Below are 23,799 nucleotides of genomic sequence, written 5' to 3' on the forward strand. Positions count from 1 at the left end.
GGTCCTCAAGCCGGACGTAGCTGAACAGGTTGGCCGATCCCTCTTCACGCCCGCGCATCGCTCAAACCCCGCCGATCTCCCCGACAGAGTGAATCATCTCACCAGACAAGCCGCCAGCGACTTTTGCAGCAGCCTGCTAAACGGCCGACTGGGGGACGTGACCCGATCCGCGCTGCGGGGACATCCCCGAGGATCGTGGCTCGGCGGTGTTGCAACGCCCTCGGGTTACGTTCAAGAATCCCCGAACCAGCGTGCGGGGCAGCGATGGCGGACGCGGACGAGAGCAGACTGACCCTCGACTCATCGATGCCCACCCCGGGGCGGCTGGAGACGGTCGCAAAGCTGATCCGGCGTCGGATCGCGCCGAACGGCGGTCCATTCACGGCAAGCGGCACCTGCACATACGTGATCGGCGTGGGCGAGGTTGCGGTCCTCGATCCCGGCCCTGACGATCCATGGCACATCGACGCGCTGCTCGCGGACCTGACCGGCGAACGGATCACCGCGATCGTCGTCACCCACACCCATAGGGATCACTCGCCGGGCGCGCGGCTCCTCGCTGCGCGAACCGGTGCGCCAGTCATCGGATGTGGCCCGCACCGCGCGGCACGGGCCCTGTCGGAGAACGAGGCGCCGCTGCTCGACGCCAGCGCCGACCGCGCCCACGCCTCGGACCGCGTCATGGTGGAGGGGGACCGCGTCTCGGGCCCCGGCTGGACCCTGGCGGCGGTCGAAACCCCGGGCCACACCATGAACCACCTCGCCTTCGCGTTGCCGGAGGCGCAGGCCCTGTTCTCGGGCGACCACGTCATGGCATGGTCGACCACCATCGTGGCGCCGCCGGACGGCGCGATGCGGGCCTATATGGCGTCGCTGGAGAAGCTGCGCGGACGCGACGAGACGGTCTACTGGCCAGGCCATGGCGGCCCGGTCCGCGAGCCGGCGCGCTTCCTCCGCGGGCTGGCCAGTCATCGTCGCCAGCGCGAGGCCGCGATTCGGGCGCGGCTCTCTGGCGGCGATACCGGTATCGCGCAGATCGTCGCGGCGATTTACCGGAACCTCGATCCCCGCCTGCGCGGCGCCGCAGCGCTTTCGGTCTTCGCCCATCTCGAGGATCTCGTCGGGCGCGGGCTGGTGGTGACCGACGGGGCGCCGCGGCTGGACGGCACCTTCACGCCGGCTTGAGCCGCGCCGAACCGAATTATTTCATCGCGAGGGCGAGGTTGGCGACGTCGTCGAGATAGGTGCGGATCCGGTCGGCATTCCCGCCGAAGTCGCGCCCGCCGAGCCGGGATGCCGAGCGTACGTCGATCCGCGCCCCGTCGGCGCGGGGGCGGATGCGGACGGTCACATCGTCGGGCAGGTTGAGCACGAGGCCGCGCGCCACGGCCTCGATCCGGCCGTTGCCGGTGCGACCGCCCGGCCGGATCGCCTCGACGATCTGCCAGTGGCGCTTCAGCGCGGCTTGACGGGCCAGTTCGAATGCTGCGTCGGCCCCGATATCGAGGGTCAGCGGGGCGATCTGCGGATAGGCGTCCCGCTGCCGCTCGCGCAGGGAACTGCTCGGATCCGGCGGATACCGGCCGTTGCGGGCCGCGAACGCAGCGCGCGAACGCGAGAAGGCGGGCGGATTGTCGATATCGGTGGTGACGTCCGACAGGGCCGGCAGCCGCAGGCCACGAAGTCCGCGATAAGCGGGGTAGCCCAGCACCACGAGCGCCAGGATCAGCCCGGCCAGGGCGGCACCAAAGCCGCGCGCACCCTCGCGCCAGACCCGCACGAACGCGAACACCGCCGCGACGATCGCGGCCAGCGCGACAGCGAGCCCGGCCAACAGAGCGACAAGCGCAGCGTCCGTGTCGGCGCGCGGATCCCGAACGACGATCAGGGCGATCCCAGTGGCCACGATGGAGAACACGGCGAGGCGCTGAGCCAGCGGCCCGGCGCGGGTGACGGGTTCCTCGATGAGCAGGCGACGCATGGCACTCATGGTTGGGGTCAAGGCTCGATCCTAGAGCTTGACCGTCCGCGACGCCATCGCGACGCGACCGAAAGCGCGCTTCACCGACGTGATCGCGGAACACGATGGAGAACCGGGAAACGCCGGAACGGCCGTCGGACCCCTCATCTTAGAATGCGCGCGTTGCTTCGGGCCACGCGATGCCCCTGTCACGGTGCGCCGCCGTGCACTCTGGAGGAAACTCAAGGTGCGTAAGCGCGCGCATTCACCGGCAGGTCCTGCGCACCCGCGGCCAGACCCTGCAGGTCAGGCGGTCCGAAGGCTGCTGGCGACGCCCCCTCCCCCGCCAGGGTGACCGCATCCGGCCCCTCGACATGGGCGGCAGTTCGGACGCCCAGAGCAGTCCATGGCCCCGAAACCGCGAATAACAGGCCGCGGGACGGATCGGCCGGACTGCGCAGGGCCAGATCGCCCCGGAGATCGAGCCGCCGCCCCGGCAGCGAAACGTGCCCACGCACATTCGCGCCCACGTTCGGCCCGAGCAATCCCGCCTCGACGATCTCGCCGACCCCGTCCGTGAACCGGACCGTGACGGCGGCGCGCTCGATGGCCGTCCGGCCGTTGCGTCGCGCCAGCGCTCCGGCGGCCACAACGCCGTTGCGGTGGACGACATCGGCGAGATCGAGACCCGTGATCGCCCCGCTCGCGACGGTGACCGCGGCTCGGCCTCCGAGATGCCCGAGCAACGCGACCGTGTCGCGCCCGCTGGCCTCGAGGTTGAATTGCCCCTGGGCCGGGCCAACCAGCCAACGCGCGCCGCCGATCCCGCCCAGCAGACCGCCGAGATCGACCCGGTCGAGGCTACCCTGCAGACGCATCTCGGTCTCGGCCGAATCGGCGCCACGCGCGAGTGTCACGCGGCCCTTGACCAAGCCATCCTGGATCCGTGCCCGGTTCACCGCAATTTCGAGCGCGCCATCCCGCACGAGAACGCTCGCCGCAAGATCCTGAACCGCGACAGATCCGGCTTGGCCTGCGGTGGCCGAAAGGCGCAGATCGAGGTCGCCCCCGGTCATCGGCGCCAAGGCCATCGGCACGGGGTCGGATCCAAGGAGCAGCCCGGCGTCATCCGCCAGGGGGCCCAAGTCGAGCGTCTCGGCGGCAAGCGTCGCCTGCACCGAGAGACGCGGAGCGGGGCCGGGACCCAGCACGACGGCGCCCGCGCCCTCCAGCATGTTCCGACCGAGCCCGAGTTGCAGGCGGGTCCAGGATACGGATCGGTCCGTCGTCTCGAACGAGCCGGCGAGCGAGAACACCCCGGCGAGACGCGACAGGGGTACCTTCAGGCCGACCCAGGCGAGGCTCTCCGGCAGGGATCGGGTTTCGCCGCGCATTTGCCCGGCCAGACTGGGCCATCCGGACCCCGCCACGGCCGCCTCCACCGTACCGTCGATCGCGAGGCTGCCATTCGGCCACGTCACCGCGCCGGTGATCGGGCTGCGCCGGCCGAGAACGACGTCGTTCAGGCGGAGATGCGCGACCGTGAACTGTGTCGGCACGTCCCGCCACGTCAGGCGCGCGCTACCCTCGGTGGACGCGCTCCAAGACGGCCACGACAGGTCGAGGTCGATGTCCCGGGCCATGCCATCCCCGGTACGCCCGCCGCTGACGGTGAGCCGGGTGGGATGGGCCGTCGCGCCGGATCGAGCCCGCTCGGCGAGGCGAGCCAGGACGCCGCTCCACTCCGCGGCTCCCCCGGACAGGACTCCCTCTGCGAGATGCAGGCCACCGGCCGCCGCGCGACCGGTCAGGAGACCGATGGGATCGAGGTCGATGCCGAGGCGCCCCTCCTCCACCAGGGGCGGACCACCCCCGTCAGTGGCGATGCGCACACGTTCGAAGCTGAGCTTGGGCAGGGGCAGCGGCGTCAGATGGGCAGGACCCTCGACGCTCAGGGTCAGACCATAATCCGCGAACGCGCGCTTCGCGAAGGCCTGCGCCCGGCCGCTATCGATCGGCCAGTCGTGCAGGCCGAGCCCGACGGCGACGAGAGTCACGGGAACGAAGAGGACGATCGGGCGGCGCAGCGACATCTGACTCTGAACGGGACCGCGGATGCGGCCGAAGCCGGGTGCCGCGCCAGCTCGCCGAGCCGCCACGGCCCGGCAGGGACTGCATGTCGAGACGCCTGTTTAGCGTCCGTGGCGGGATTTGTCTGCTGGCCTTGCGTGGGGGCCTCTCGGGGCACCGTCCCGTGCCCGCACGCAACCGGCGTTACGGATACCCGGGAGCGTACGAGCTCACGCAGTGCAGCACTGGATTTCGCTCCCGGAATCGGGAACAGCAGGCGCTGAGGAAACGCGCGCTTCGCGGATGTAGCCCAGGTGCGGCCGGTCGCGGCCGGCGTGGAAAGGACGGTTCGATGAAGAAGGTCTACACGGATGCCGCCGCAGCGCTCGCCGGCCTCCTGCACGACGACATGATGGTGATGTGCGGCGGTTTCGGCCTGTGCGGCATCCCGGACGAGCTGATCGAGGCGGTCCGCCTCTCGGGCGTCAAGGGTCTTACCGTCGTTTCGAACAATGCCGGCATCGACGGCGTCGGCCTCGGCAAGCTCCTCGACACGCGACAGGTGCGTAAGATGATCTCGTCCTATGTCGGCGAGAACAAGGAATTCGCCCGCCAGTACCTCGGCGGGGAGTTGGAGATTGAGTTCAACCCGCAGGGAACGCTGGCCGAGCGCATCCGCGCAGGCGGCGCCGGCATCCCGGCCTTCTTCACCAAGACCGGCGTCGGCACCAAGGTTGCCGAGGGCAAGGAGGTGCGGGAGTTCGACGGCGAGCAGTACGTGATGGAGCGTGGCCTGTTCGCCGACCTCGCCCTGGTCCATGCCCATACGGGCGACACCGAGGGCAACCTTCGCTACCGGATGACCGCCCGCAACTTCAACCCGATGATGGCCACCGCCGCCAAGATGACGGTGGCGCAGGTGGAGCACCTCGTGAAGCCGGGTGAGATCGACCCCGACACGATCCACACCCCGGGCATCTTCGTGAAGCGCATCGTCGACGTGGGCGTGCGCGACAAGCGCATCGAGCAGCGCACGACGCGCAAGCGCGGCGACAGCACCCCGGCCGCGGCGGCCGGCGGCGGCACGCACTAGCGGCATGCTTCTCTCCTCCCCCTTGTGGGTAGGAGCCGGAGGTGGGGGTGGTGCAGGATTGAGCGTTTCGGTGCCGCCTGAACCACCCCCACCCCTAACCCCTCCCCGCAAGGGGGAGGGGAAAGCCAGATCCGGCCGCGCGTGAGCGCACCACGCTATCAGGAGACCATCATGGCCTGGACCCGCGAGCAGATGGCGGCGCGCGCCGCCAAGGAACTGCAGGACGGCTTCTACGTGAACCTCGGCATCGGCATCCCGACACTGGTGTCGAACTACATCCCCGACGGCATGTCGGTGCAGCTCCAGTCAGAGAACGGCATGCTCGGCATGGGCCCCTTCCCCTACGAGGGCGAGGAGGACCCTGACCTGATCAACGCCGGCAAGCAGACCATCACCGCCCTCCCGACCACCAGCTACTTCTCCTCGGCCGATTCCTTCGGGATGATCCGCGGCGGGCACATCAACCTGTCGATCCTCGGCGCCATGCAGGTGGCCGGCAATGGCGACCTCGCCAACTGGATGATCCCCGGCAAGATGGTGAAGGGGATGGGCGGCGCCATGGACCTCGTGGCGGGCGTGAAGCGCGTCGTCGTAGTGATGGAGCACGTCGCCAAGAACAAGGACGGCACGGAGAGCGCCAAGCTGCTCAAGGCCTGCGACCTGCCGCTGACCGGGACCCAGGTCGTCGATCTCGTGATCACCGATCTCGGCGTGTTCGAGATCGACAAGAAGGGCGACGGCGGCATGACGCTCATCGAGCTGGCCGACGGCGTCATCGAAGACGAGATCCGGTCGAAAACTGAGGCGGATTTTTCGGTAGCTCTAAAAGGCTGACACGGGAATGCTCGGCGCGCGATGCCGCCGAGCAGTTTTCAGCTCGTCAGCGGCCCGCTCGACGCATCCCGTCGGGCGGGCCGTTTCGTTTTACATCGGCGGGGTCAGGCCATCCTTGCCGACCGCCACCAGCTTGCCCTCGGCCTTAGCACCGTCCTTGGCGACAACGGCGAAGACCTTGGAGCCAGGCGTCAGGATCGCCTTGTCGGCCGGCTGGAAGGCCACGATCGGCGCCGAGGCCGGCACCACGATCTCCTTGGAGCCGTCCTTGCCGTAGCTCACCGTCAGGGTTCGCTCGCCGCCGGTGGCCGCCTTGTCGGCCTTCACGGTGCCGTTGGTCATCGCGCTCTTGACCTTCGGGGCGTTCGACGTCTCGGCCTTGACTGTGCCGTTGGTCATCGCGCTCTTCACCTTGGCGCCGGCGCCCGCGGTCTGGTCGGTGATCGAATCCCAGCCGTAATGGCCCTCGCCGGTGCCGCGCATCGCCTCGGGGAAGAGGACCACCTCAAGGGCGGTCATCGGGTTCTCGCCCTTGGTCGCAGTGCCGATGAAGACGCCGTCCTTGATCTGGTCGAGGCTCGACGGGACCACCCAGGCGAACTTGGCGCCGGAGACATCGACGGTCTCGGACTTGCCGTCGTCGGTCTTGATCGTGACCGTGTTGCCATCGGCCTTGTCGACGGTGCCGCGGACGCGCTCGACCTGCGCGGCAAAGGCAGCGCTCGACAGCAGGGCTGTGAGGCCGGCGGCAACGAGGGTCTTGCTGAGGTGCTTCATCGAAGTCCCATTCTGAATACAGGACCCGGATTATGGTGCCTTGCGCGCGCCAAACAAGGTTGCGCGCAAGTGAAATACCTCAGCTGGAGTAACAAAAAAGGCGGCGCCGATACTGCGCCGCCTCGTATCGTGTGAAGGGGGCGGCTCTGGGGCCGCCCGGTGGATCAGGCCGCCAGGGTGCGCAGCACGTAGGGCAGGATGCCGCCGTTGCGGAAGTATTCCAGTTCGTCGAGCGTATCGATCCGGCAGGTGAGCGGCACCTCCTTGACCGAACCGTCGGCGGACTTGACCTGCGCGATCAGCGTCTGGCGCGGCTTCAGCTCTCCCGACAGGCCCTTGATGGTGACGGTCTCGTCACCCTTGAGGCCGAGCGAGTCCCAGGAGGTCTCGCCCTGGAACACCAGCGGCACCACGCCCATGCCGACGAGGTTCGAGCGGTGGATGCGCTCGAAGCTCTCCGCCACCACGGCGCGGACGCCGAGCAGCTTCGTGCCCTTCGCCGCCCAATCGCGCGACGAGCCGGTGCCGTATTCCTTGCCGGCGAAGATGACGAGCGGCGTGCCCTGCTCGGCGTATTTCTGCGCCGCATCGTAGATGAACATCTTCTCGCCCGAGGGCTGGAACAGCGTCCACCCGCCTTCGACCACGTTGCCCGTCTCGTCCCGCACCATCTGGTTCTTGATGCGGATATTGGCGAAGGTGCCCCGCATCATCACCTCGTGGTTGCCGCGCCGCGTGCCGTACTGGTTGAAGTCCTGCACGCGCACCTGATGCGACTGCAGATACGCGCCAGCCGGCGAGGCCGCGCGGATGTTGCCCGCGGGCGAGATGTGGTCGGTCGTGATCGAGTCGAGGAACAGGCCGAGGATCCGAGCGTCCGCGATGTCCTCCACCGGCTTCGGGGTCTTCTCCATGCCGACGAAGTAGGGCGGGTTCTGCACGTAGGTGGAGCCGGGGTTCCACGCGAAGGTCTCGGCCTCGGTGACCTCGACATCCTTCCAGTTCTGATCGCCGCTGAACACGTCGGCGTAACGCGACTTGAACAGCGCCGAGGTGATGTTCTCCTCGATGAACTGCTGCACCTCGGCCGAAGAAGGCCAGATGTCCTTCAGGTAGACCGGCTTGCCCTCGGGATCGTGACCCAGCGGCTCGGTGGTGATGTCGATCTGCATCGACCCGGCCAGCGCGTAGGCCACCACCAGCGGGGGCGAGGCGAGATAGTTCGCCCGCACGTCGGGGTTCACCCGGCCCTCGAAGTTGCGGTTGCCCGAGAGCACCGCCGCAGCGACCACGTCGTTGTCGTTGATCGCCTTCGAGATCGCCTCCGGCAGCGGGCCGGAATTGCCGATGCAGGTGGTGCAGCCGAAGCCGACAAGGTTGAAGCCCAGCGCGTCCAGAGGCTCCTGCAAGCCGGACTTTTCGAGATATTCGCCGACCACCTGCGAGCCGGGCGCCAGGGAGGTCTTTACCCAAGGCTTGGAGCGCAGACCCTTGGCGACGGCGTTGCGGGCCAGCAGCCCGGCGCCGATCATGACCGAGGGGTTCGACGTGTTGGTGCAGCTCGTGATCGCGGCGATCACCACGTCACCGTGCCCGATGTCGAAGTTGGTGCCCTCGACGGCATAACGGCGCGCGAGATCGGCGGCCTTCTTGAACTCGGTCTCCATGGAGGCCGCGAAGCCCGGCTTGGCGCCGTCCAGCAGCACCCGATCCTGGGGACGCTTCGGGCCAGCGAGCGAGGGCCGGACCTCGCCCATGTCGAGCTCCAGCGTGTCGGTGAAGACCGGATCGGGGGTCTGGGCGTCGCGCCACATGCTCTGCGCCTTGGCGTAGGCCTCGACCAGGGCGATCCGATCGTCGGCACGGCCGGTGACCTTCAGGAAGTCGATGGTCTTCTGATCGACCGGGAAGAAGCCGCAGGTCGCGCCGTATTCCGGGGCCATGTTGGAGATCGTGGCCCGGTCGGCGACTGCCATGTCGTCGAGGCCGGGGCCGTAGAACTCCACAAACTTGCCGACCACGCCCTTCTTGCGCAACATCTGGGTGACGGTGAGCACGAGGTCGGTGGCGGTGGTGCCCTCGGGCAGCTTGCCCGACAGCTTGAAGCCCACGACCTCGGGAATCAGCATCGAGAGCGGCTGGCCGAGCATGGCCGCCTCGGCCTCGATGCCGCCGACGCCCCAGCCCAGAACCGCCATGCCGTTGACCATGGTGGTGTGCGAATCGGTGCCGACCAGCGAATCCGGGTAGGCCACGTCGGACCCGTCCTCGGACTTCGTCCAGACGGTCTGCGACAGGTATTCCAGATTCACCTGGTGGCAGATGCCGGTGCCGGGCGGCACCACGGAGAAGTTGTCGAAGGCCGATTGGCCCCACTTCAGGAAGGTGTAGCGCTCGCCGTTGCGCTCGTATTCCAGCGCGACGTTGTCGGCCAGCGCCTTCGGGGTACCGAACTCGTCGACGATCACCGAATGGTCGATCACGAGATCGACCGGGACCAGCGGGTTGATCTTCTGCGGATCACCGCCGAGCGCCACCATGGCGTCGCGCATGGCGGCCAGATCGACCACCGCCGGGACGCCCGTGAAGTCCTGCATCAGCACGCGGGCAGGGCGGAAGGCTATCTCGACCTCGGCCTTGCCCTTCTGCTCAAGCCAGCCGACGGCGGCCGCGATATCGGCCTTCTTGACCGAGCGGTCGTCCTCGTAGCGCAGCAGGTTCTCCAGGATCACCTTCATGGAGAAGGGGAGCGCCGCGGCGGAGGCAAGGCCGTTCTTCTCGGCCTCGGGGATGGAATAGTAGGTGTAGGTCTTGCCGCCGGCTTGGAGCGTCTGGCGGGCCTTGAAGCTGTCGAGTGATGGCACGGCTGGTTCTATCCTCGCTGCGGTTGTCGAACACGCACAGGCAAGACCTGCGCTACGAATTTGTGTTCGGCCTGTGTAGCGCCCAACGGGCGCGCGCCGCCCCGGGAGTGCCCGGGTAGGAGACGATGCGCGGGGGCGATTTGGACGCCCGTGATGCCGCGCGGCGCAGCCAAGCAGAGATATAGAACTTTTCGAATCTGGCCGCTACCGGGTTGCGATGACAGGTGCGTTTTCCTGTCGGCGGGTGCAGGGTCGCAGGCAGGCGTGCTTCCTGTTCCCTCTGGACTGGGGTGAAGCGCGTTGAGCAGCTGGCCGGAGGTTACCCCTCGCTCGGCACGCCGCCCTTCGACAGCGCCTTCAACCGATTCGGCTCGGCGGCGGCCTTGCGCAAGGAGGCGACGTTCGCGGCGGCCTCCGCGGGGCTCATGTCCCGGCGCAGGATCGCCTCGGCATCAGCGGTGCGGCCCTTCAACCCTAGCACCAGGGCGAGATTCGCCCGCACCCGGGCATCGGCGCCCGGCTGGTCGGCCGCGAGCCGTAGGGTCTGCTCGGCCTGGTCGAGGTTCCGCGAGAGCGCGTAGGACAGGCCCAGGTTCGACAGCAGAGACGGCTCGTTCGGCCGGATCTTGAGCGCGGCCTCGTAGAAGCCCTGCGCGCGTACCTGATCACCGAGCTGGGCCGAAGCCGAGCCTTGGGCCGACAGGATGCGCCAATCTGGCGCGGCCGGGGAATGGGCATTGGCCAGCACGTCGATCGCTTCGCGGTAGCGGCCGAGCTCGACCAGCGACTTGCCGTAGGCGCCAAGCAGGAACGTATCGCGCGGGTTGCGCAGGGCCGCCTGCTGCAGCACCGCCGAGGCTTGGCTGATCTGGTCGTTGGCGCGCAGAGCCCGCGCATACGCGACCGCCGCGCGGCCATCGTCGGGATTGGCATTGAAGCGCTCGGCCAGGGCTTCGACGTTCTGTCGGGCCGCCGCCGGGCGGTCCCCGATCGAGCCGGTGGTCTCGGGTCCGGAGGTATTGCAGCCTGCCAGCCCCAGCGCCAGCAGAGCCATCGCCAGGGTGGCGCGGCGTCCGGCCGGAATCTCGGGGCGGACGATCCGGATCAGGGCGGTCATCATGGTACGCGGCGCCTCCGGGCAGACCGAGGGCGCGGGCCTGTGCTTCACCCCTCCGGCCGGCCGGTGGTAGAGCGTTAACCCTAATCACCGGTTAAGCCCTCCAACCTGCAAGAGGCCCATGACCCAGGCCGCGTCCCCATCGACGATCCCCACCTTCCTGCCCGGCGATTCGCCCTTCGTGCCGGTGACGCTCGTCACCACCCGATCGTGGAGCGCGGCGCAGGCAGACCTGGACCCGACCCAACGTCGCTTCGCGGACGCCCTCGGCTTCAAGCCGAAGGCGGGGAGCCTCGCCCTGCTGCCCGGCCCGGATGGCGGGATCGCCCGGGTCCTGTTCGGCCTCGGCGATCCCGAGGCGGCGGCCTATGACCGGCTGATCGTCGGCAAGCTGCCGGGGCTGCTGCCGGAGGGCAGCTTCCGCCTGGAGAATGCCCCCGACCCCGCCGAGGCCGCCCTGGCGTGGCTGATGGGCAGCTACCGCTTCGGCCGCTACCGGTCCGGGAGCGGTCCGAAGGCGCGGCTGGTGGCGCCGGCGGGCATCGACGCCGCCGAGGTGGAGCGGATCGCCGCCGCGGTGGCGTTCGGCCGCGACCTGATCAACACGCCCGCCAACGACATGGGACCCGCAGAGATCGAGGCCGCCGCTCGGTCGCTCGCCCGGTGCCACGGTGCCACGGTCTCGGTCACGGACGGCGACGCGCTCGCCCGAGACTATCCCCTGATCCACGCGGTCGGCGCCGCCTCGCCGCGGGCGCCGCGGCTGATCGACCTGACCTGGGGGCCGGAGGACGCGCCGCGCGTGACCCTCGTGGGCAAGGGCGTCGCCTTCGATACGGGCGGGCTCGACCTCAAGCCGTCCGCCGCGATGCTGCTGATGAAGAAGGATATGGGCGGCGCCGCCGCGGCGTTGGCCGCCGCCGACATGGTGATGGGCTCGCGTCTCAAGCTCCGCCTGCGGGTGCTGATCCCCGCGGTGGAGAACGCCGTCGCGGGTAACGCCTTCCGGCCGGGCGATGTGCTGCCGAGCCGGGCCGGGCTCAGCGTCGAGATCGGCAATACCGACGCCGAGGGCCGGCTGATTCTCGCCGACGCGCTGGCGCTGGCCGAGGCAGAGTCACCCGACCTGCTCCTCGATTACTCGACGCTGACCGGCGCAGCGCGGGTGGCGCTCGGGCCGGACCTGCCGGCCTTCTTCACAGAGGATGAGGCCCTGGCGGCGTCCGTCGCGGAAGCCGGCCGGAGCGCCGCCGACCCGATCTGGCGCATGCCGCTGCATGCGCCTTATGCAAGCCTGCTCGATTCCAAGGTGGCCGACCTCAATAACGTCTCGGGCGGGCCCTTCGCGGGGGCGATCACCGCCGCCCTGTTCCTGCGCCGCTTCGCCCCCAAGACGAAGGCGCACGGCCATTTCGACCTCTACGGCTGGAACCCCTCGACCAAGCCCGGCCGGCCGGAAGGCGGCGAGGTCCAGACCGCGCGGCTCACCTACGCGCTGCTGAAGGCGCGTTACGGCGTCTGAGCACAAGGTCAGGCGAGACCCGCCTGTCGCAGCACCACCCCCGCCCCGGCGCAGAGCGCCAGGGTGGGCAGCGTTCCGAGCCCAAAGCGAAACACGGCGGCGATCGCCGCCAGCGTCAGCAGCAGCGCCGCCGGATCGAGGCTCGCCGGCACCGGCACGTCCAGGCGCAGCGGTCCGAGCGGCACTGTTACGACCTGCCGGAACAGCGTCCGCAGCCCGAACCAGACCGCGAGGTTGAGGATTACGCCCGCCACCGCGGCGGTGATCGCCGAGAGCGCCCCCGCGAGGCGCCGGCTGCCGCGCAGGCGTCCGATCAGCGGCGCGCCGGCGAAGATCCACAGGAAGCAGGGCACGAAGGTGACCCAGGTGGTGAGCAGCCCGGCGAGCGTCCCGGCGAGCAGCGGCGGCAGCGCCCCCGGCGCGCGAAACCCCGCCAGGAAGCCCACGAATTGCAGCACCATGATCAGCGGGCCCGGCGTCGTCTCAGCGAGGCCGAGCCCGTCGAGCATCTCGCCGGGCTTCAGCCAGCCGTAGTGGTCCACCGCCTGCTGCGCCACGTAGGCGAGCGCCGCATAGGCGCCCCCGAAAGTCACCAGCGCCATCTTGGAGAAGAACAGCGCCATCTGCCCGAAGACCGGCGGAACGCCGGGGGCGATCAGCAGCGCCGCCACCGGCAGGAGCCAGATCGCGAGCCACAGCGCACCCATGCGCAGGGAAACCGCCGCACCGTCCCGCTCCCGCGGCAGCATCGCGGCGCCGATGAGGAAGCCGGCCTCGTCCGCCCCCGCGTCGGCGGCGGCGGGATCGGGGCCGCGGCGGCGGGCGAGACCGAGCAGTCCGGCGGCGATCACCACCAGCGGGAACGGCACGGCCAGCACGAACAGAGCCGCGAAGGCGGCGAGCGCGACGAGCCGATCGGTCCGATCGCGGAGCGCCCGGCCGCCAAGCCGCCAGAGGGCATGGAGCACGATCGCGAGCACCGCCGCCTTCAGGCCGAAGAACAGGCCGGCGACCGCGTCGACATGGCCGTACAGCACGTAGAGCCAGCTCAGAGCCATCAGGGCGATAAGCCCCGGCAGCACGAACAGGCCGCCCGCGACGAGCCCACCCGCCGGCCCGTGCATCAGCCAGCCGATATACGTCGCGAGCTGCTGCGCTTCCGGGCCGGGCAGCAGCGTGCAGAAGCCGAGCCCGTGCAGGAAGCGCCGCTCCGAGACCCAGCGCCGCTCCTCCACGAGGATCCGGTGCATCACGGCGATCTGGCCGGCGGGCCCCCCGAAGGACAAAGCCGCCACCCTGGCCCAGACCGGGACGGTCTCGGCCAGCGACGGCGCGATCACGCCGTGAGCGGCAACCCCGTCTCGATCAGGCGCGCCCACAGGGACGCTCCGTAAGGCGCAGCCGCGTCGTTGAAGTCGTAATGCGGGTGGTGGAGCGAGGCACTGTCGCCGTTGCCGATGAACATGTAGGCGCCGGGGCGGCGGCCGAGCATGTAGGAGAAATCCTCCGCGGTCATCATCGGCGCAACCGCCCGGTCGACGTTCTCCCCGCCCACGAGCGCCTCCGCGACATCGGCCATGAAGTCGGCCTCGGCGGGGTGGTTCTCGGTGACCGGGTAGCTCGATCCGAACTCGGTCACCCCCGTGGCGCCGAATCCGGCCGCGATCTCCGCCACCAGGGTCTCGATCCGTGCCTTGATCTGGGACCGCACCGCCTGGGACAACGTGCGCATCGTGCCCCGCATGGTCACGGTCTGCGGCAACACGTTGAACGCCTCGCCGGCATCGAGCGCGCAGACCGACACCACGGCCGATTGCAGCGGATCGAGGTTGCGCGCCACGATGCTTTGCAGGGCGATAATCACGTGGCTTGCCACCAGCACGCTGTCGACGGCGTTGTGCGGCAGGGCCGCGTGGCCGCCCCTTCCCTCGATAGTAAGGGTGAACCGGTCGGTGGAGGCCATGATCGGCCCCGGCCGGATCGCGAAGGTGCCGACCTTCATGCCAGGGATGTTGTGCATCCCGTAGACCGATTCGACGCCGAACCGCTCCATCATCCCGTCCTCGACCATCGCCTCGCCGCCGCCGCCGCCCTCCTCGGCGGGCTGAAAGATCAGCACGGCGGCGCCATCGAAATCGCGGGTCTCGGCGAGGTATTTGGCGGCCCCGAGCAGCATGGCGGTGTGCCCGTCATGGCCGCAGGCATGCATCGTGCCCGCCACGGTAGAGCGGTAGGGCAGATCGCGCACCTCCTGGATCGGCAACGCGTCCATATCGGCGCGCAGGCCGATGGCGCGGTTGGAGGACCGGCCCTTGCCGCGGATCACCCCGACGATTCCGGTCCGGCCGATGCCGGTCACGACCTCGTCGCAGCCGAATGCCCGCAGTTGGTCGGCTACGAACCCGGCCGTGCGCTCGACGTCGTAGAGCAGTTCGGGATGGGCGTGCAGGTCGTGCCGCCACGCCTGCATTTCGTCGGCGAAATCGCGGATCCGTTCGAGGACGGGCATCGGTTCGGAACTCTCGGAGCCTGCGGGTCTCAGGACGACCAGCAAAGCCGGGGCCAGAGCCGGCGTCAACGGCTCCGCTTGGGGGTGCGGGTCTGCCGCGGCGTCCGGGTCTCAATCACTGCGTTACGCACTCCGCCAAGCTTCGCCTTATAATCAAGGTGCGATAGGGTCGCGATCCTCAACTTGAGGATGCATCCATGCGCTGGGCCGTACTGCTGTTCCTGGTGGCTCTCGCGGCACCGCTGCTGTTGTCGGCCTCGCCGGCTTCGGCGACGCCCGGGATGCTCAATGCACGTGGGTGCCACGGCCATCCGCGGCACTGCCACGCGCGCTCGGAATGGCGGACCAACCGGCGGGGTCGGCATTACGCCGCCGGCCGCTTCGTCCGGGATTGAGGCGCCGTGATGCGCTTCAGTCCCGGGAAGACCCTCGCCCTGGCGGCCCTGTCCGCGCTGGGATGGCTCTCGCTCGGTGCCCCGGATGCCGCGCGGGCCCGGGCCTGCGTCCAGCCGGAGGAGTCGAAGCTGGAAAGCCATCAGCACTATCGCAGCCGTCGGGACGAGTGCGACGTCCATGGTCCGGCAAAGTCGCTCGACGGCGGCAAGCCGGAGGGCGCCTCGGCGAAATGCCGCGACGGCACGTGGAGCTTCAGCCACTCCCGCAGCGGGACCTGCTCGGGTCATAAGGGCGTCGAGCGGTGGGAGAGCGGTGGCCTCATGGAGCCGCTGCCCGGCGGCGGAGCGAATCCGCACGCTGGAATCGAGACATCTCGGTGGGTCACCCTCCCTTTTACGGACTTGCGGATTCACATATCGGGTCCGGCAACACCAATTCGGGTGAAAACCCAATCCGCTTGATCGTGTGGAGGACCGCTGAGGGTGGATTTCCGCCGGTCTGCTTCCACGCAGTAATCTGTGGAAGCGGACATCGCTTCCGCGCCCGCTCACGACCCTTTGCGGACGCCGAGGACTTCCGCTTCAAGGTCGGCGCTGCTCGGTCGCTTCGGCCGCTTCCCGCTCTGGCGCCTGATCGATGACGATGAGCACAGAGGCGGTCAGTATGTTCCGGCCAGCCCCGTCGCGAACCTCAGCCCGATACTGGGCAGCGGGCCGTCCCTTGTGTTCAGCTCCAAGCATATCGGCCAACGTCTTACGGACCACCTCCCGCACAGCAGCCTCGTCCGGCAACTCATGGCCGACGTCATCTATGGAGACGATGCTGTTGAAAGTGTCGATGAAGAAGCGGGGCATCAGGTCCTCCCGGTCGCAGGCGGGAGCGCTCGCCTCACCCAGTCGCTAGCGCCTGAAGTTGATCGGCCGCCGATGCATTCCTGTGCCTTATACATCTTCAGAAAAATATAACTTACTTTGAAATACAGGAAAAATTATTTTTAAATTTCTACAATTTTGGGTAGAATTCCACATTCATATTATTGGAATATGACAATCATTACATATATTATAATTTAAAAACTGATTTAGATTAGAGTTTGCTTTCATATACAATTGTGTACTACCAGATTAACGTTCGGATGTTGGCGGAAAGAGGTCTTACAGTCCGCTTTCCTTAGCTTGGCCGAGCTGAAAGGAGGCGAATGTCCAATCCGCTGACCATGAAGCTCGAATACGGAGCCCGTCTGACAGACAATGACCGCGACGTCCTGCAGAACCTCACCAGAAGGACCCGCCGCATCGCGCGCCATTCGGACATCAGCCCTGAAGGCGAGCGGCCCGAGAACGTGCACCTCGTCGTGGAAGGCTTCGCCTGCCGCTACAAGACCCTTACCGATGGGCGGCGCCAGATCATGGCTTTCCTGGTGCCGGGAGACTTCTGTGACCTCCACGTCGCCATCCTTGGCCAGATGGACCACAGCATTGGCACCGGCTGGGGCTGTACCATCGTGGATATCCCGCGCTCGGCCATTGAGCATCTAACGGCTCACCACCCCCGCATCACACGAGCCCTCTGGTGGGCGACCCTAGTCGATGAGGGTACGCTACGGGCGTGGCTCGTGAACATGGGCCAACGCGACGCCGATCGGCAAATGGCGCATCTCGTCTGCGAGTTGCTCGTGCGCCTCAAGGTGGTCGGCCTCGCGACCCAGAACAGCTTCGAGTTTCCAATCACCCAGGAGGACCTCGCCGACACACTGGGGATCACCCCCGTACACGTGAACCGGGTCCTTCAGGACCTAAGAGGTCAGGGCCTGCTCGAATGGAGGAGCAAGCGCCTGCGCATCCCCGACGTGGCGCGGCTGATGGCGTTCGCTGAGTTTGATCCGAAATACCTGCATCTGAACCGGCGCGACGACGACGAACGTCCGCTCTCCGGCACGTTGTAGACTGGCTGCTGCGGAAGGTCTGCTCCCGGGAGAAGGCTTGATATCCGCTTCCCACCCCGAACTGTCGTTGCCGCACAGCTGACGAACGTTCGCTTCGGAGGAGCGCCAACAGCGATTCCGGGGGCCGGTCGGGTCGAAAGCAGCCGTCACAGGGGCAAGCTGATTGCGTTTCGACCCACGCGAGGTCGCCCGGCCCGATCTCGACAACGGAAGCCGACCCCCGGTTCACACCCCGGTAAGCCCGGGATGCGACCATGCCGCCGAGCGCGGGATCCCTGAATGACGAGTCTTGCCGGAACGCCGCTGCGCCGCGCGCAAGCCGGCCGCTCGCCCTTCGACAGCCCGACGCTGCTGATCGTGCTGGTTCTGGTCGCGCTGTTCGGCCTCTACGATCCGCGCAACCTCGCGCCGATCTTCGATCACCTGCGCCTGCCCGATACCGACGACATGATGCGCCTCGTCGGCGTACGTGATCTGCTGGCCGGCCAGGGCTGGTTCGATCCCGTGCAGCACCGGATGCTGCCGCCGGCGGGCATCCCCTCGCACTGGTCCCGCCTGATCGATCTGCCGATCGCGACTTTGATTCTGGCCTTCACGCCGATCCTCGGGCGGGCCGCGGCGGAGGGAGCCACCTGCGCCCTGTGGCCGGTCCTGCTGTTCGCCCTCTACGGCGTGTTGGCGGGCTTCGGGATGCGCCGCCTGTTCGGATGGCGCACGGCCCTGCTGGTCCTGTTCGTCGCGCCGCAGACCGCCGTGTTCCTGAACGTTTTCCAGTTTGGGCGGATCGACCATCACAACGCGCAACTCTGCGCCGTACTGGCGATCGCACTAGCGCTGGCGGATCCGGCCCGGCGGCTGCAGCGCGGGCTGCTGGCGGGAGCCGTCGCCGGCTTGTCGCTGGCGATCGGGTTGGAGGCCTTGCCGGTGATCGCAGCGGCCGGACTCCTCGTCCTCATCGATTGGGTGCGCGACGGCGAACGCGCCGCCGGCCTGCTCGCGGGCTACGGTTTCGGTATGTTCGGGTCGAGCACGCTGCTGTTCGGCCTGCAAACGGCACCGGACCTCTGGGGCGTGACGGCCTGCGATGCCCTGTCCCCGCCCTGGCTCCTGCTGGCCGCCGGCGCCGCCACGGTCGGCGGCGCGGCCCTAGTGGCCGGGCAATGCGAGGTTGGACGAACCGGGCGCTGCCTCGTTGCGGGCCTCGTCGGCGCCGGGATGGCGGTCGGCTTCCTTCGGATCGCGCCGTCCTGCCTGTCCGGCCCGTTCACCGGCATGGACGACCTCGTGCGCACGTCCTGGCTCGACCAAGTGGACGAGATGCGCAGCTTCCCGCACTTCCTGCGCAGCGAGCCGGATGTCGCGCTGTCCAACGTCATGCCGATCCTGGTCGCGGCGCTCTATGCCGTCGCTATGGCCCTGCGCGAGCGGGCGCCCGACCGCCGCCGCTTCTTCATCGTTGTGGCGGCCCTCATCGTCCCGGGCGCGCTGATCGCGCTGGGGCAGGCGCGGGGTATGTACGTCGCCGGGGCCTTCGTGCCGCTGCTCGGCGCGATCGCGCTCGACCGCGCCATCATGGCGCTGCGGATGCCCGGATCGGGACTGCACCGACTGGCGCTGGTCGTGCTGGCCTTGGCGATGCTGAGCAAGGCCTGGGTTCTCGTCACCGCTCCGCCGGCGCGTCTGCTGGCTCCGGCCACCATCGGGTCGCAGAGCGTGCCCGTTTCAAACTGGCGGGCCTGCACGGCGCCCGCCGCCTACGCGGCCCTCGACCGGCTGCCGCCGGGGATCGTGCTGGGCAGCATCGATCTCGGGCCGCCCCTCCTGCTGATGACCCATCATGCGGTCGTGGCAGCGCCGTACCATCGCAACCTCGTGGGGATGCGAGCCGCGATCGAGGCCGCGGAGGGGTCAGAGGCGACGCTGCGGCGGGTCACCCTGGCGCGCGGTGCCGATTACCTGCTGCTCTGCAAGACCGCCCTCGACCGGGCCGACGCCGGCAGGCCCGAACCCTTCGCGACGGATCTCGCCCGCGGCACCGTGCCCGCCCCGGACTGGCTCACGCCCCTCGCCGCCCTGCCGGACGGCTCGGCGCTCAGGATCTGGCGCATCCGCCGCGACTGATGCGACGCGCTCAGGCCACGCTCGAACGGGTCACAGAACCGCCGGCCCGGCGCAGGCGCAGCGCATTGCCGAGGACGAAGACGCTGGAGAACGCCATCGCGCCCGCGGCCAGGACCGGCGAGAGGGCCGGTCCGCCGAAGGGCACCAGCACGCCCGCCGCGATCGGGATCAGCGCGGCGTTGTAGGCGAAGGCCCAGAACAGGTTCTGGCGGATGTTGGCCATGACCGCCCGGGACAGCGCCAGCGCCTCCACCAGAGCATCGAGGGATCCCGACATCAGCACCACGTCGGCGCTCTCGACCGCGATGTCGGTTCCGGTGCCGATCGCGAGCCCGACGTCGGCCTCGGCCAAAGCCGGCGCGTCGTTGATGCCGTCGCCCACGTATGCCACGGGCCCGTGCTCCGCACGGAACCGCTGGACCGCGTCGACCTTCCCACCCGGCAGCACCCCGGCCGCCACGATGTCGATGCCCAGGCTCCGCGCGACGCCGGCCGCGGCGCCAGGATCGTCGCCCGTGACCATCGCGACCGCGAGGCCGCGCGCCTTCAGGTGCGCCACCGCCTCCCGGGCCCCGGCCTTCACGGGGTCGGCCACCGCCAGTACGGCGGCGTGGTGGCCGTCGAGGACGAGATGGATGGGGCTCCGGCCTTCAACCGACAGTTGCCCGGCGCGGGCCGTGAGGTCCGGGTCCGGGACAATGCCGAGCCGGTCGAGGAAGCGGGGCGCACCGAGCGCGACGTTTCGGCCCCCGACCCGGCCGAACACGCCGAATCCGTCGACTGCTTCGAAAGCGTCGGGCGCAATCACTTCGAGATCACGCGCCCGCGCCGCCGCCACGACGGCGCCGGCCAGCGGATGCTCGGAGCGCGTTTCGAGACCAGCGGCAAGCGCGAGGGCTTCGGTCTCCGAGAGGCCGGTCCGGGCGACGAGATCGGTCAGCCGCGGGCGGCCCTCGGTCAGTGTGCCGGTCTTGTCGAAGGCCACGAGGCGCACGTCGCGCAGGCGCTGCAAGGCCGCCCCGTCGCGGAACAGCACGCCCCGGGCGGCAGCCCGCCCAGTGCCGACCATGATGGCGGTCGGCGTGGCGAGGCCCATCGCGCAGGGGCAGGCGATGATCAGAACCGCCACGGCGTTGACCAGCGCCGTTCCCAAAGCGGGTGCGGGCCCCAGCAGAAGCCATCCGAGGAAGGTCGCGACCGCGATCGCAATCACCACCGGCACGAAGCGCCCCGTCACGCGATCGACCAGCGCCTGGATCGGTAGCTTGCCGCCCTGGGCCCGTTCCACCAGGGCGGTGATCTGCGCGAGCACCGTGGCGCCGCCCACCGCGTCGACCGTCAGGTCGAGGCTGCCGCGGCCGTTAAGGGTGCCGCCGACCGTCCGGTCGCCCGGCGCCTTGCGCACCGGGGCCGGTTCCCCGGTCACCATGCTCTCGTCGACATCGCTCGTGCCGGCGACCACCACGCCGTCGGCGGCGACGCGCTCGCCGGGGCGCACCCGGACCACGTCGCCAAGGCGGAGCGCGGCGAGCGGCACCTCGATCTCGGCATCGTCCCGGATCACCCGGGCGGTCTTCGGCGCAAGGTCCATCAACCGCGCGATGGCCTGCCCGGTCCGGCCCTTGGCCCGCGCCTCCAGGGTGCGGCCGAGCAGGATGAGCGTGACGATCAGCACGCTCGCCTCGAAATAGAGATGCGCCGCCCCCGCGGGCAGGAGGCCCGGCGTCAGGGTCGAGACCAAGGAGAAGAGGTAGGCGGCTCCCGCCCCCAGGGCGACCAGGGCGTTCATGTCTGGATGCCCGCGCAGCAGTCCCGGCACGCCGCGCAGAAAGAAGCGGCGGCCCGGCCCGGCAAGGACTAGGGTCGCCAGCACCGCCTGGATCAGGGCGGTCATGGATCCGCCGTGCAGGCCGGGCAGGACATGGCCGCCCATATCGAGGACCACCACGGGCGCGGAGAGGAGCGCCGCCGCGATCAGATCGCGATGCAGCAGCCGGGCCTCCTCGGCGCGGCGGGCTGCCGGATCGACGGATGTCTCGGCGTCGTTGGGGTGAGCGTCGTAGCCCGCCTCCGCCACCGCGGCCACGAGGTCGGGGATCGCCACCAGCCCCTCGGGATGCCGGACTGCGGCCCGCCCGGCGGCGAGGTTGACGCTGGCATCGGTCACGCCCGGCACCGCGGCCAGGGCCCGCTCGACCCGGCCGCCGCAGGACGCGCACGACATCCCGTCGATGACCAGCAGGCTCTGCACCTCGGGGACCGGTTAACCCGCATTCGCCAGCGCCGCCGCGGCCTCGGCCGGGCCGGCGTCTCCGCCGAGGACGAAACTGGCCCGATTGGTCGCGAGGTTGACCGCCACGTCCCGGGCCCCCGGAAGCGCGGCGAGTGCCTGCTCGACCCGCTTGACGCAGGACGCGCAGGACATCCCCTCGACGGGGATGTTCAGAGCGATGGGGGCCGGGAGGCCACCGGGTCGAATCGCAGTGTTCATGGCATCCAAGATGGGGATCGTCCGGGTGGGTCGACCAGGGGCTCGCCGGAAGTTGAACCGCATGGGCGGCATGTCCCTGCGCCGGATCGCCGATCGGGTTCCGTGCCGCCAACCGCCTAGCGGAAGGCGCGAGATTCGTTGCGAAGCGGCTCCGTTCCTCCAGCCTTGTGAGATCGGATGCCGTCGGCCAAGCTCAGGCCACCAGCGGAGGGAGATAGGCATGGCCGAGCCACTGACGATCTACGGCGATCCGGGCTCGGGAAACTGCCTGAAGGTCAAATGGGTCGCCGACCATCTCGGCAGCCCGGCGACGTGGCGCGACGTGGACGTGCCCGGCGGCGGGACCCGCCGGCCCGAGTTCCTGGCGCTCAACCCCGCCGGCCGGGTGCCTATCGTGGTCTTCCCCGACGGCGCCGTCCTGTCGGAATCGAACGCCATCATCATCCATCTCGCGGAGGGCTCGCCCCTGATCCCGCAGGCCCCGTTCGCCCGGGCGCGGATGCTGCAATGGATGTTCTGGGAGCAGTACAGCCACGAGCCCTACATCGCGGTCCGCCGCTACCAGCTCCACTACCTCAAGCGCGTGCCGGACGAGCTCGACCCGAAGCTCGCGGAACGGGGCGCCGACGCCCTGCGACTGATGGAAGAGACGCTCGAACGCTCCGCCTTCCTCGTGGGCGACGCCCTAACGCTCGCCGATGTGGCACTCGTGGCCTACACCCGCATGGCTCACGAGGGCGGCTTCGACCTCGCGGATTATTCGACGCTCCGGAGCTGGCTCGGGCGCGTCGAGGCCGGGCTCGGGATCGGCGCCTATGGCGGGCCGGCCTGATCGGCGGCGGCCGGTCGCACGGGGGCAGCGCCGTATTCCGGCAGGCTGACCCGCGCGACGGTCCCATGCCCGAGCGTACTCTCGATGGTGAGCCGCCCCCGGTGACGGTTGAGGCTGTGCTTGACGATGGCGAGCCCCAGGCCCGTGCCGCCGCGCGCCCGACTCGACGCCACGTCGATCCGGTAGAAGCGCTCGGTCAGCCGCGGAATGTGCTCCGGCGCGATACCCGGCCCGTCATCGGCCACCGACAGGACGATCCGGCGGCCGAGCCGAAGATCCTCCTCGCGGCTCAGCCCGACGCCAATCCGGCCGCCGCCGTACTTCACGGCGTTCTCGATCAGGTTCTCGATCACCCGGACGAGTTCGTCGGCATCGCCGGCAACGCGATAGGGGCCGTCGCCGTCCGTGAACCCGATCGTGGCACCGCGCGCCTCGGCGGGGGGCCCCTGGGCATCGACCATCTGGCGAGCCAGCGCTCCGAGATCGACCACGCCGGTGGGGGCCACGTGCTCGCGCAGCTCGATCCGCGAGAGCGAGAGCAGGTCGTCGATCAGCCGCGTCATCCGCAGCGCCTGGACCCGCATGATCTCGAGGAAGCGCTCGCGGGCCGGCACGTCCTCGCGGGCGGGACCCTGCAGGGTCTCGATGAAGCCGATCAGGGTGGCGAGCGGCGTGCGCAGCTCGTGGCTCGCATTGGCCACGAAATCGACCCGCATCGCCTCAAGGCGCCGGGCAGAGGTGAGGTCGCGCAGGAACAGCAGCGCGCTCAAGCCGGATCCGTCGGGCATCGGCAGGGCGCCGATCTGCACCTCGAAGGTCCGTTCCAGCGGCACACGGGTCGAGAGGGCGACACGACGGGGCAGGCCCGAACTCAGCACCGCCTCGACGCCGTCGAGCACCTCGGGGTCGCGAAGCGCGAAGGACAGGGGCCGGGCTTGATGCAGGGCCGGCAGCAGCGCCCGGGCGGCCGGGTTGGCCTCCACCACCAGGGTGCGCCGATCCACCAGGATGACCGGATCGGGCACGTGCGCGAGCAAAGCCTCGGCCAGACCGTGGCGCTGCGTGGTCGCGGCCGGCTGCGGCGGCGCCTGGACCGGGCCACGCCCGCCGAGACAGCCGCCGAGACAGATCGCGGCGAGACCGGCGAGGATCAGCGGGAGGTCGAGGCGTCCGGCGAGCGCGACTGCGAGACAGAGCAGGCCCGCGGCGATCGCGGCACCGGTCCAGGCCGGGGAACTGCGCAGGCGCTCGGACATGGCGGGCCGTCC

Annotated in this window: 18 protein-coding genes and 1 pseudogene; 9 read left to right on the forward strand and 10 right to left on the reverse strand. The window is 69.3% G+C overall.

Annotated features, from left to right (window positions below; genetic code table 11):
- The first annotated feature begins 264 nt into the window (after positions 1–264).
- The gene (locus tag MKK84_RS21950; RefSeq protein ID WP_243923597.1) at positions 265–1,185 is read left to right on the forward strand and encodes an MBL fold metallo-hydrolase; all 921 of its coding nucleotides are present in this window, start codon (positions 265–267) and stop codon (positions 1,183–1,185) included.
- 16 nt (positions 1,186–1,201) lie between these two features.
- On the opposite strand, the gene MKK84_RS21955 is transcribed toward MKK84_RS21950, so the two are convergent.
- Complete coding sequence (locus tag MKK84_RS21955) at positions 1,202–1,981, reverse strand: DUF1499 domain-containing protein (RefSeq protein WP_243923599.1); 780 nt, start codon at positions 1,979–1,981, stop codon at positions 1,202–1,204.
- A gap of 221 nt (positions 1,982–2,202) precedes the next feature.
- Positions 2,203–4,053, reverse strand: a complete 1,851-nt coding sequence (locus tag MKK84_RS21960) for an AsmA family protein (protein WP_243923601.1) — start codon at positions 4,051–4,053, stop codon at positions 2,203–2,205.
- Between the two features lie 329 nt (positions 4,054–4,382).
- Here MKK84_RS21960 and MKK84_RS21965 point away from each other — a divergent pair, with 329 nt between their 5' ends.
- Together MKK84_RS21965 and MKK84_RS21970 are read left to right on the forward strand one after the other, a co-directional pair.
- Positions 4,383–5,123, forward strand: a complete 741-nt coding sequence (locus MKK84_RS21965; RefSeq protein ID WP_243923603.1) for a CoA transferase subunit A — start codon at positions 4,383–4,385, stop codon at positions 5,121–5,123.
- A gap of 171 nt (positions 5,124–5,294) precedes the next feature.
- Positions 5,295–5,957: a 3-oxoacid CoA-transferase subunit B gene (locus tag MKK84_RS21970; protein ID WP_243923605.1), complete on the forward strand. Its 663-nt coding sequence runs from the start codon at positions 5,295–5,297 to the stop codon at positions 5,955–5,957.
- A gap of 90 nt (positions 5,958–6,047) precedes the next feature.
- On the opposite strand, the gene MKK84_RS21975 is transcribed toward MKK84_RS21970, so the two are convergent.
- The 3 genes from MKK84_RS21975 to MKK84_RS21985 all read right to left on the reverse strand — a co-directional run bounded on the left by MKK84_RS21975 (position 6,048) and on the right by MKK84_RS21985 (position 10,718).
- The gene (locus MKK84_RS21975; RefSeq protein ID WP_243923607.1) at positions 6,048–6,734 is read right to left on the reverse strand and encodes a metal ABC transporter permease; all 687 of its coding nucleotides are present in this window, start codon (positions 6,732–6,734) and stop codon (positions 6,048–6,050) included.
- Positions 6,735–6,898: 164 nt separating this feature from the next.
- Positions 6,899–9,598, reverse strand: a complete 2,700-nt coding sequence (gene acnA, locus MKK84_RS21980) for an aconitate hydratase AcnA (RefSeq protein ID WP_243923616.1) — start codon at positions 9,596–9,598, stop codon at positions 6,899–6,901.
- 319 nt (positions 9,599–9,917) lie between these two features.
- The gene (locus MKK84_RS21985; protein WP_243923638.1) at positions 9,918–10,718 is read right to left on the reverse strand and encodes a CDC27 family protein; all 801 of its coding nucleotides are present in this window, start codon (positions 10,716–10,718) and stop codon (positions 9,918–9,920) included.
- A 118-nt stretch (positions 10,719–10,836) separates the two neighbouring features.
- Between MKK84_RS21985 and MKK84_RS21990 the strand changes: the two genes are divergently transcribed.
- On the forward strand, positions 10,837–12,237 hold the full coding sequence (locus MKK84_RS21990) for a leucyl aminopeptidase family protein (protein WP_243923640.1): 1,401 nt from the start codon (positions 10,837–10,839) through the stop codon (positions 12,235–12,237).
- An 8-nt stretch (positions 12,238–12,245) separates the two neighbouring features.
- Here MKK84_RS21990 and chrA read toward each other — a convergent pair whose 3' ends face one another.
- Both chrA and MKK84_RS22000 read right to left on the reverse strand, forming a co-directional pair.
- The gene (chrA, locus tag MKK84_RS21995) at positions 12,246–13,616 is read right to left on the reverse strand and encodes a chromate efflux transporter (protein ID WP_243923642.1); all 1,371 of its coding nucleotides are present in this window, start codon (positions 13,614–13,616) and stop codon (positions 12,246–12,248) included.
- Positions 13,574–14,746 carry a M20 aminoacylase family protein gene (locus tag MKK84_RS22000; RefSeq protein ID WP_243923644.1) on the reverse strand — a complete coding sequence of 391 codons (1,173 nt, stop codon included), beginning with the start codon at positions 14,744–14,746 and terminating at the stop codon, positions 13,574–13,576. Before MKK84_RS22000 ends, chrA begins: the two co-directional genes overlap by 43 nt.
- A gap of 197 nt (positions 14,747–14,943) precedes the next feature.
- On the opposite strand from MKK84_RS22000, the gene MKK84_RS22005 reads away from it, so the two are divergent.
- Both MKK84_RS22005 and MKK84_RS22010 read left to right on the forward strand, forming a co-directional pair.
- On the forward strand, positions 14,944–15,141 hold the full coding sequence (locus MKK84_RS22005) for a hypothetical protein (RefSeq protein ID WP_243923646.1): 198 nt from the start codon (positions 14,944–14,946) through the stop codon (positions 15,139–15,141).
- A gap of 9 nt (positions 15,142–15,150) precedes the next feature.
- Positions 15,151–15,603, forward strand: coding sequence for a DUF3761 domain-containing protein (locus MKK84_RS22010; protein WP_243923709.1), 453 nt, complete (start codon positions 15,151–15,153; stop codon positions 15,601–15,603).
- Positions 15,604–15,723: 120 nt separating this feature from the next.
- On the opposite strand, the gene MKK84_RS22015 is transcribed toward MKK84_RS22010, so the two are convergent.
- Positions 15,724–15,996: a DUF6894 family protein gene (locus tag MKK84_RS22015; protein ID WP_243923648.1), complete on the reverse strand. Its 273-nt coding sequence runs from the start codon at positions 15,994–15,996 to the stop codon at positions 15,724–15,726.
- A 344-nt stretch (positions 15,997–16,340) separates the two neighbouring features.
- Between MKK84_RS22015 and MKK84_RS22020 the strand changes: the two genes are divergently transcribed.
- Both MKK84_RS22020 and MKK84_RS22025 read left to right on the forward strand, forming a co-directional pair.
- Complete coding sequence (locus MKK84_RS22020) at positions 16,341–17,087, forward strand: Crp/Fnr family transcriptional regulator (RefSeq protein WP_243923650.1); 747 nt, start codon at positions 16,341–16,343, stop codon at positions 17,085–17,087.
- Between the two features lie 279 nt (positions 17,088–17,366).
- The gene (locus tag MKK84_RS22025; RefSeq protein ID WP_243923652.1) at positions 17,367–19,208 is read left to right on the forward strand and encodes a hypothetical protein; all 1,842 of its coding nucleotides are present in this window, start codon (positions 17,367–17,369) and stop codon (positions 19,206–19,208) included.
- Positions 19,209–19,218: 10 nt separating this feature from the next.
- On the opposite strand, the pseudogene MKK84_RS22030 reads toward MKK84_RS22025, so the two are convergent.
- Positions 19,219–21,699, reverse strand: a pseudogene (locus MKK84_RS22030) (heavy metal translocating P-type ATPase).
- Positions 21,700–21,919: 220 nt separating this feature from the next.
- Here MKK84_RS22030 and MKK84_RS22035 point away from each other — a divergent pair.
- Entirely contained in the window at positions 21,920–22,531 is a 612-nt protein-coding gene (locus tag MKK84_RS22035; RefSeq protein ID WP_243923654.1) for a glutathione S-transferase family protein, read from the forward strand.
- Here MKK84_RS22035 and MKK84_RS22040 read toward each other — a convergent pair.
- Positions 22,513–23,787, reverse strand: coding sequence for an ATP-binding protein (locus tag MKK84_RS22040; RefSeq protein WP_243923656.1), 1,275 nt, complete (start codon positions 23,785–23,787; stop codon positions 22,513–22,515). The genes MKK84_RS22035 and MKK84_RS22040 overlap by 19 nt on opposite strands.
- Between the last annotated feature and the right edge of the window lie 12 nt (positions 23,788–23,799).

It is taken from the genome of Methylobacterium sp. E-065 (assembly GCF_022829605.1).
GTDB lineage: Bacteria > Pseudomonadota > Alphaproteobacteria > Rhizobiales > Beijerinckiaceae > Methylobacterium.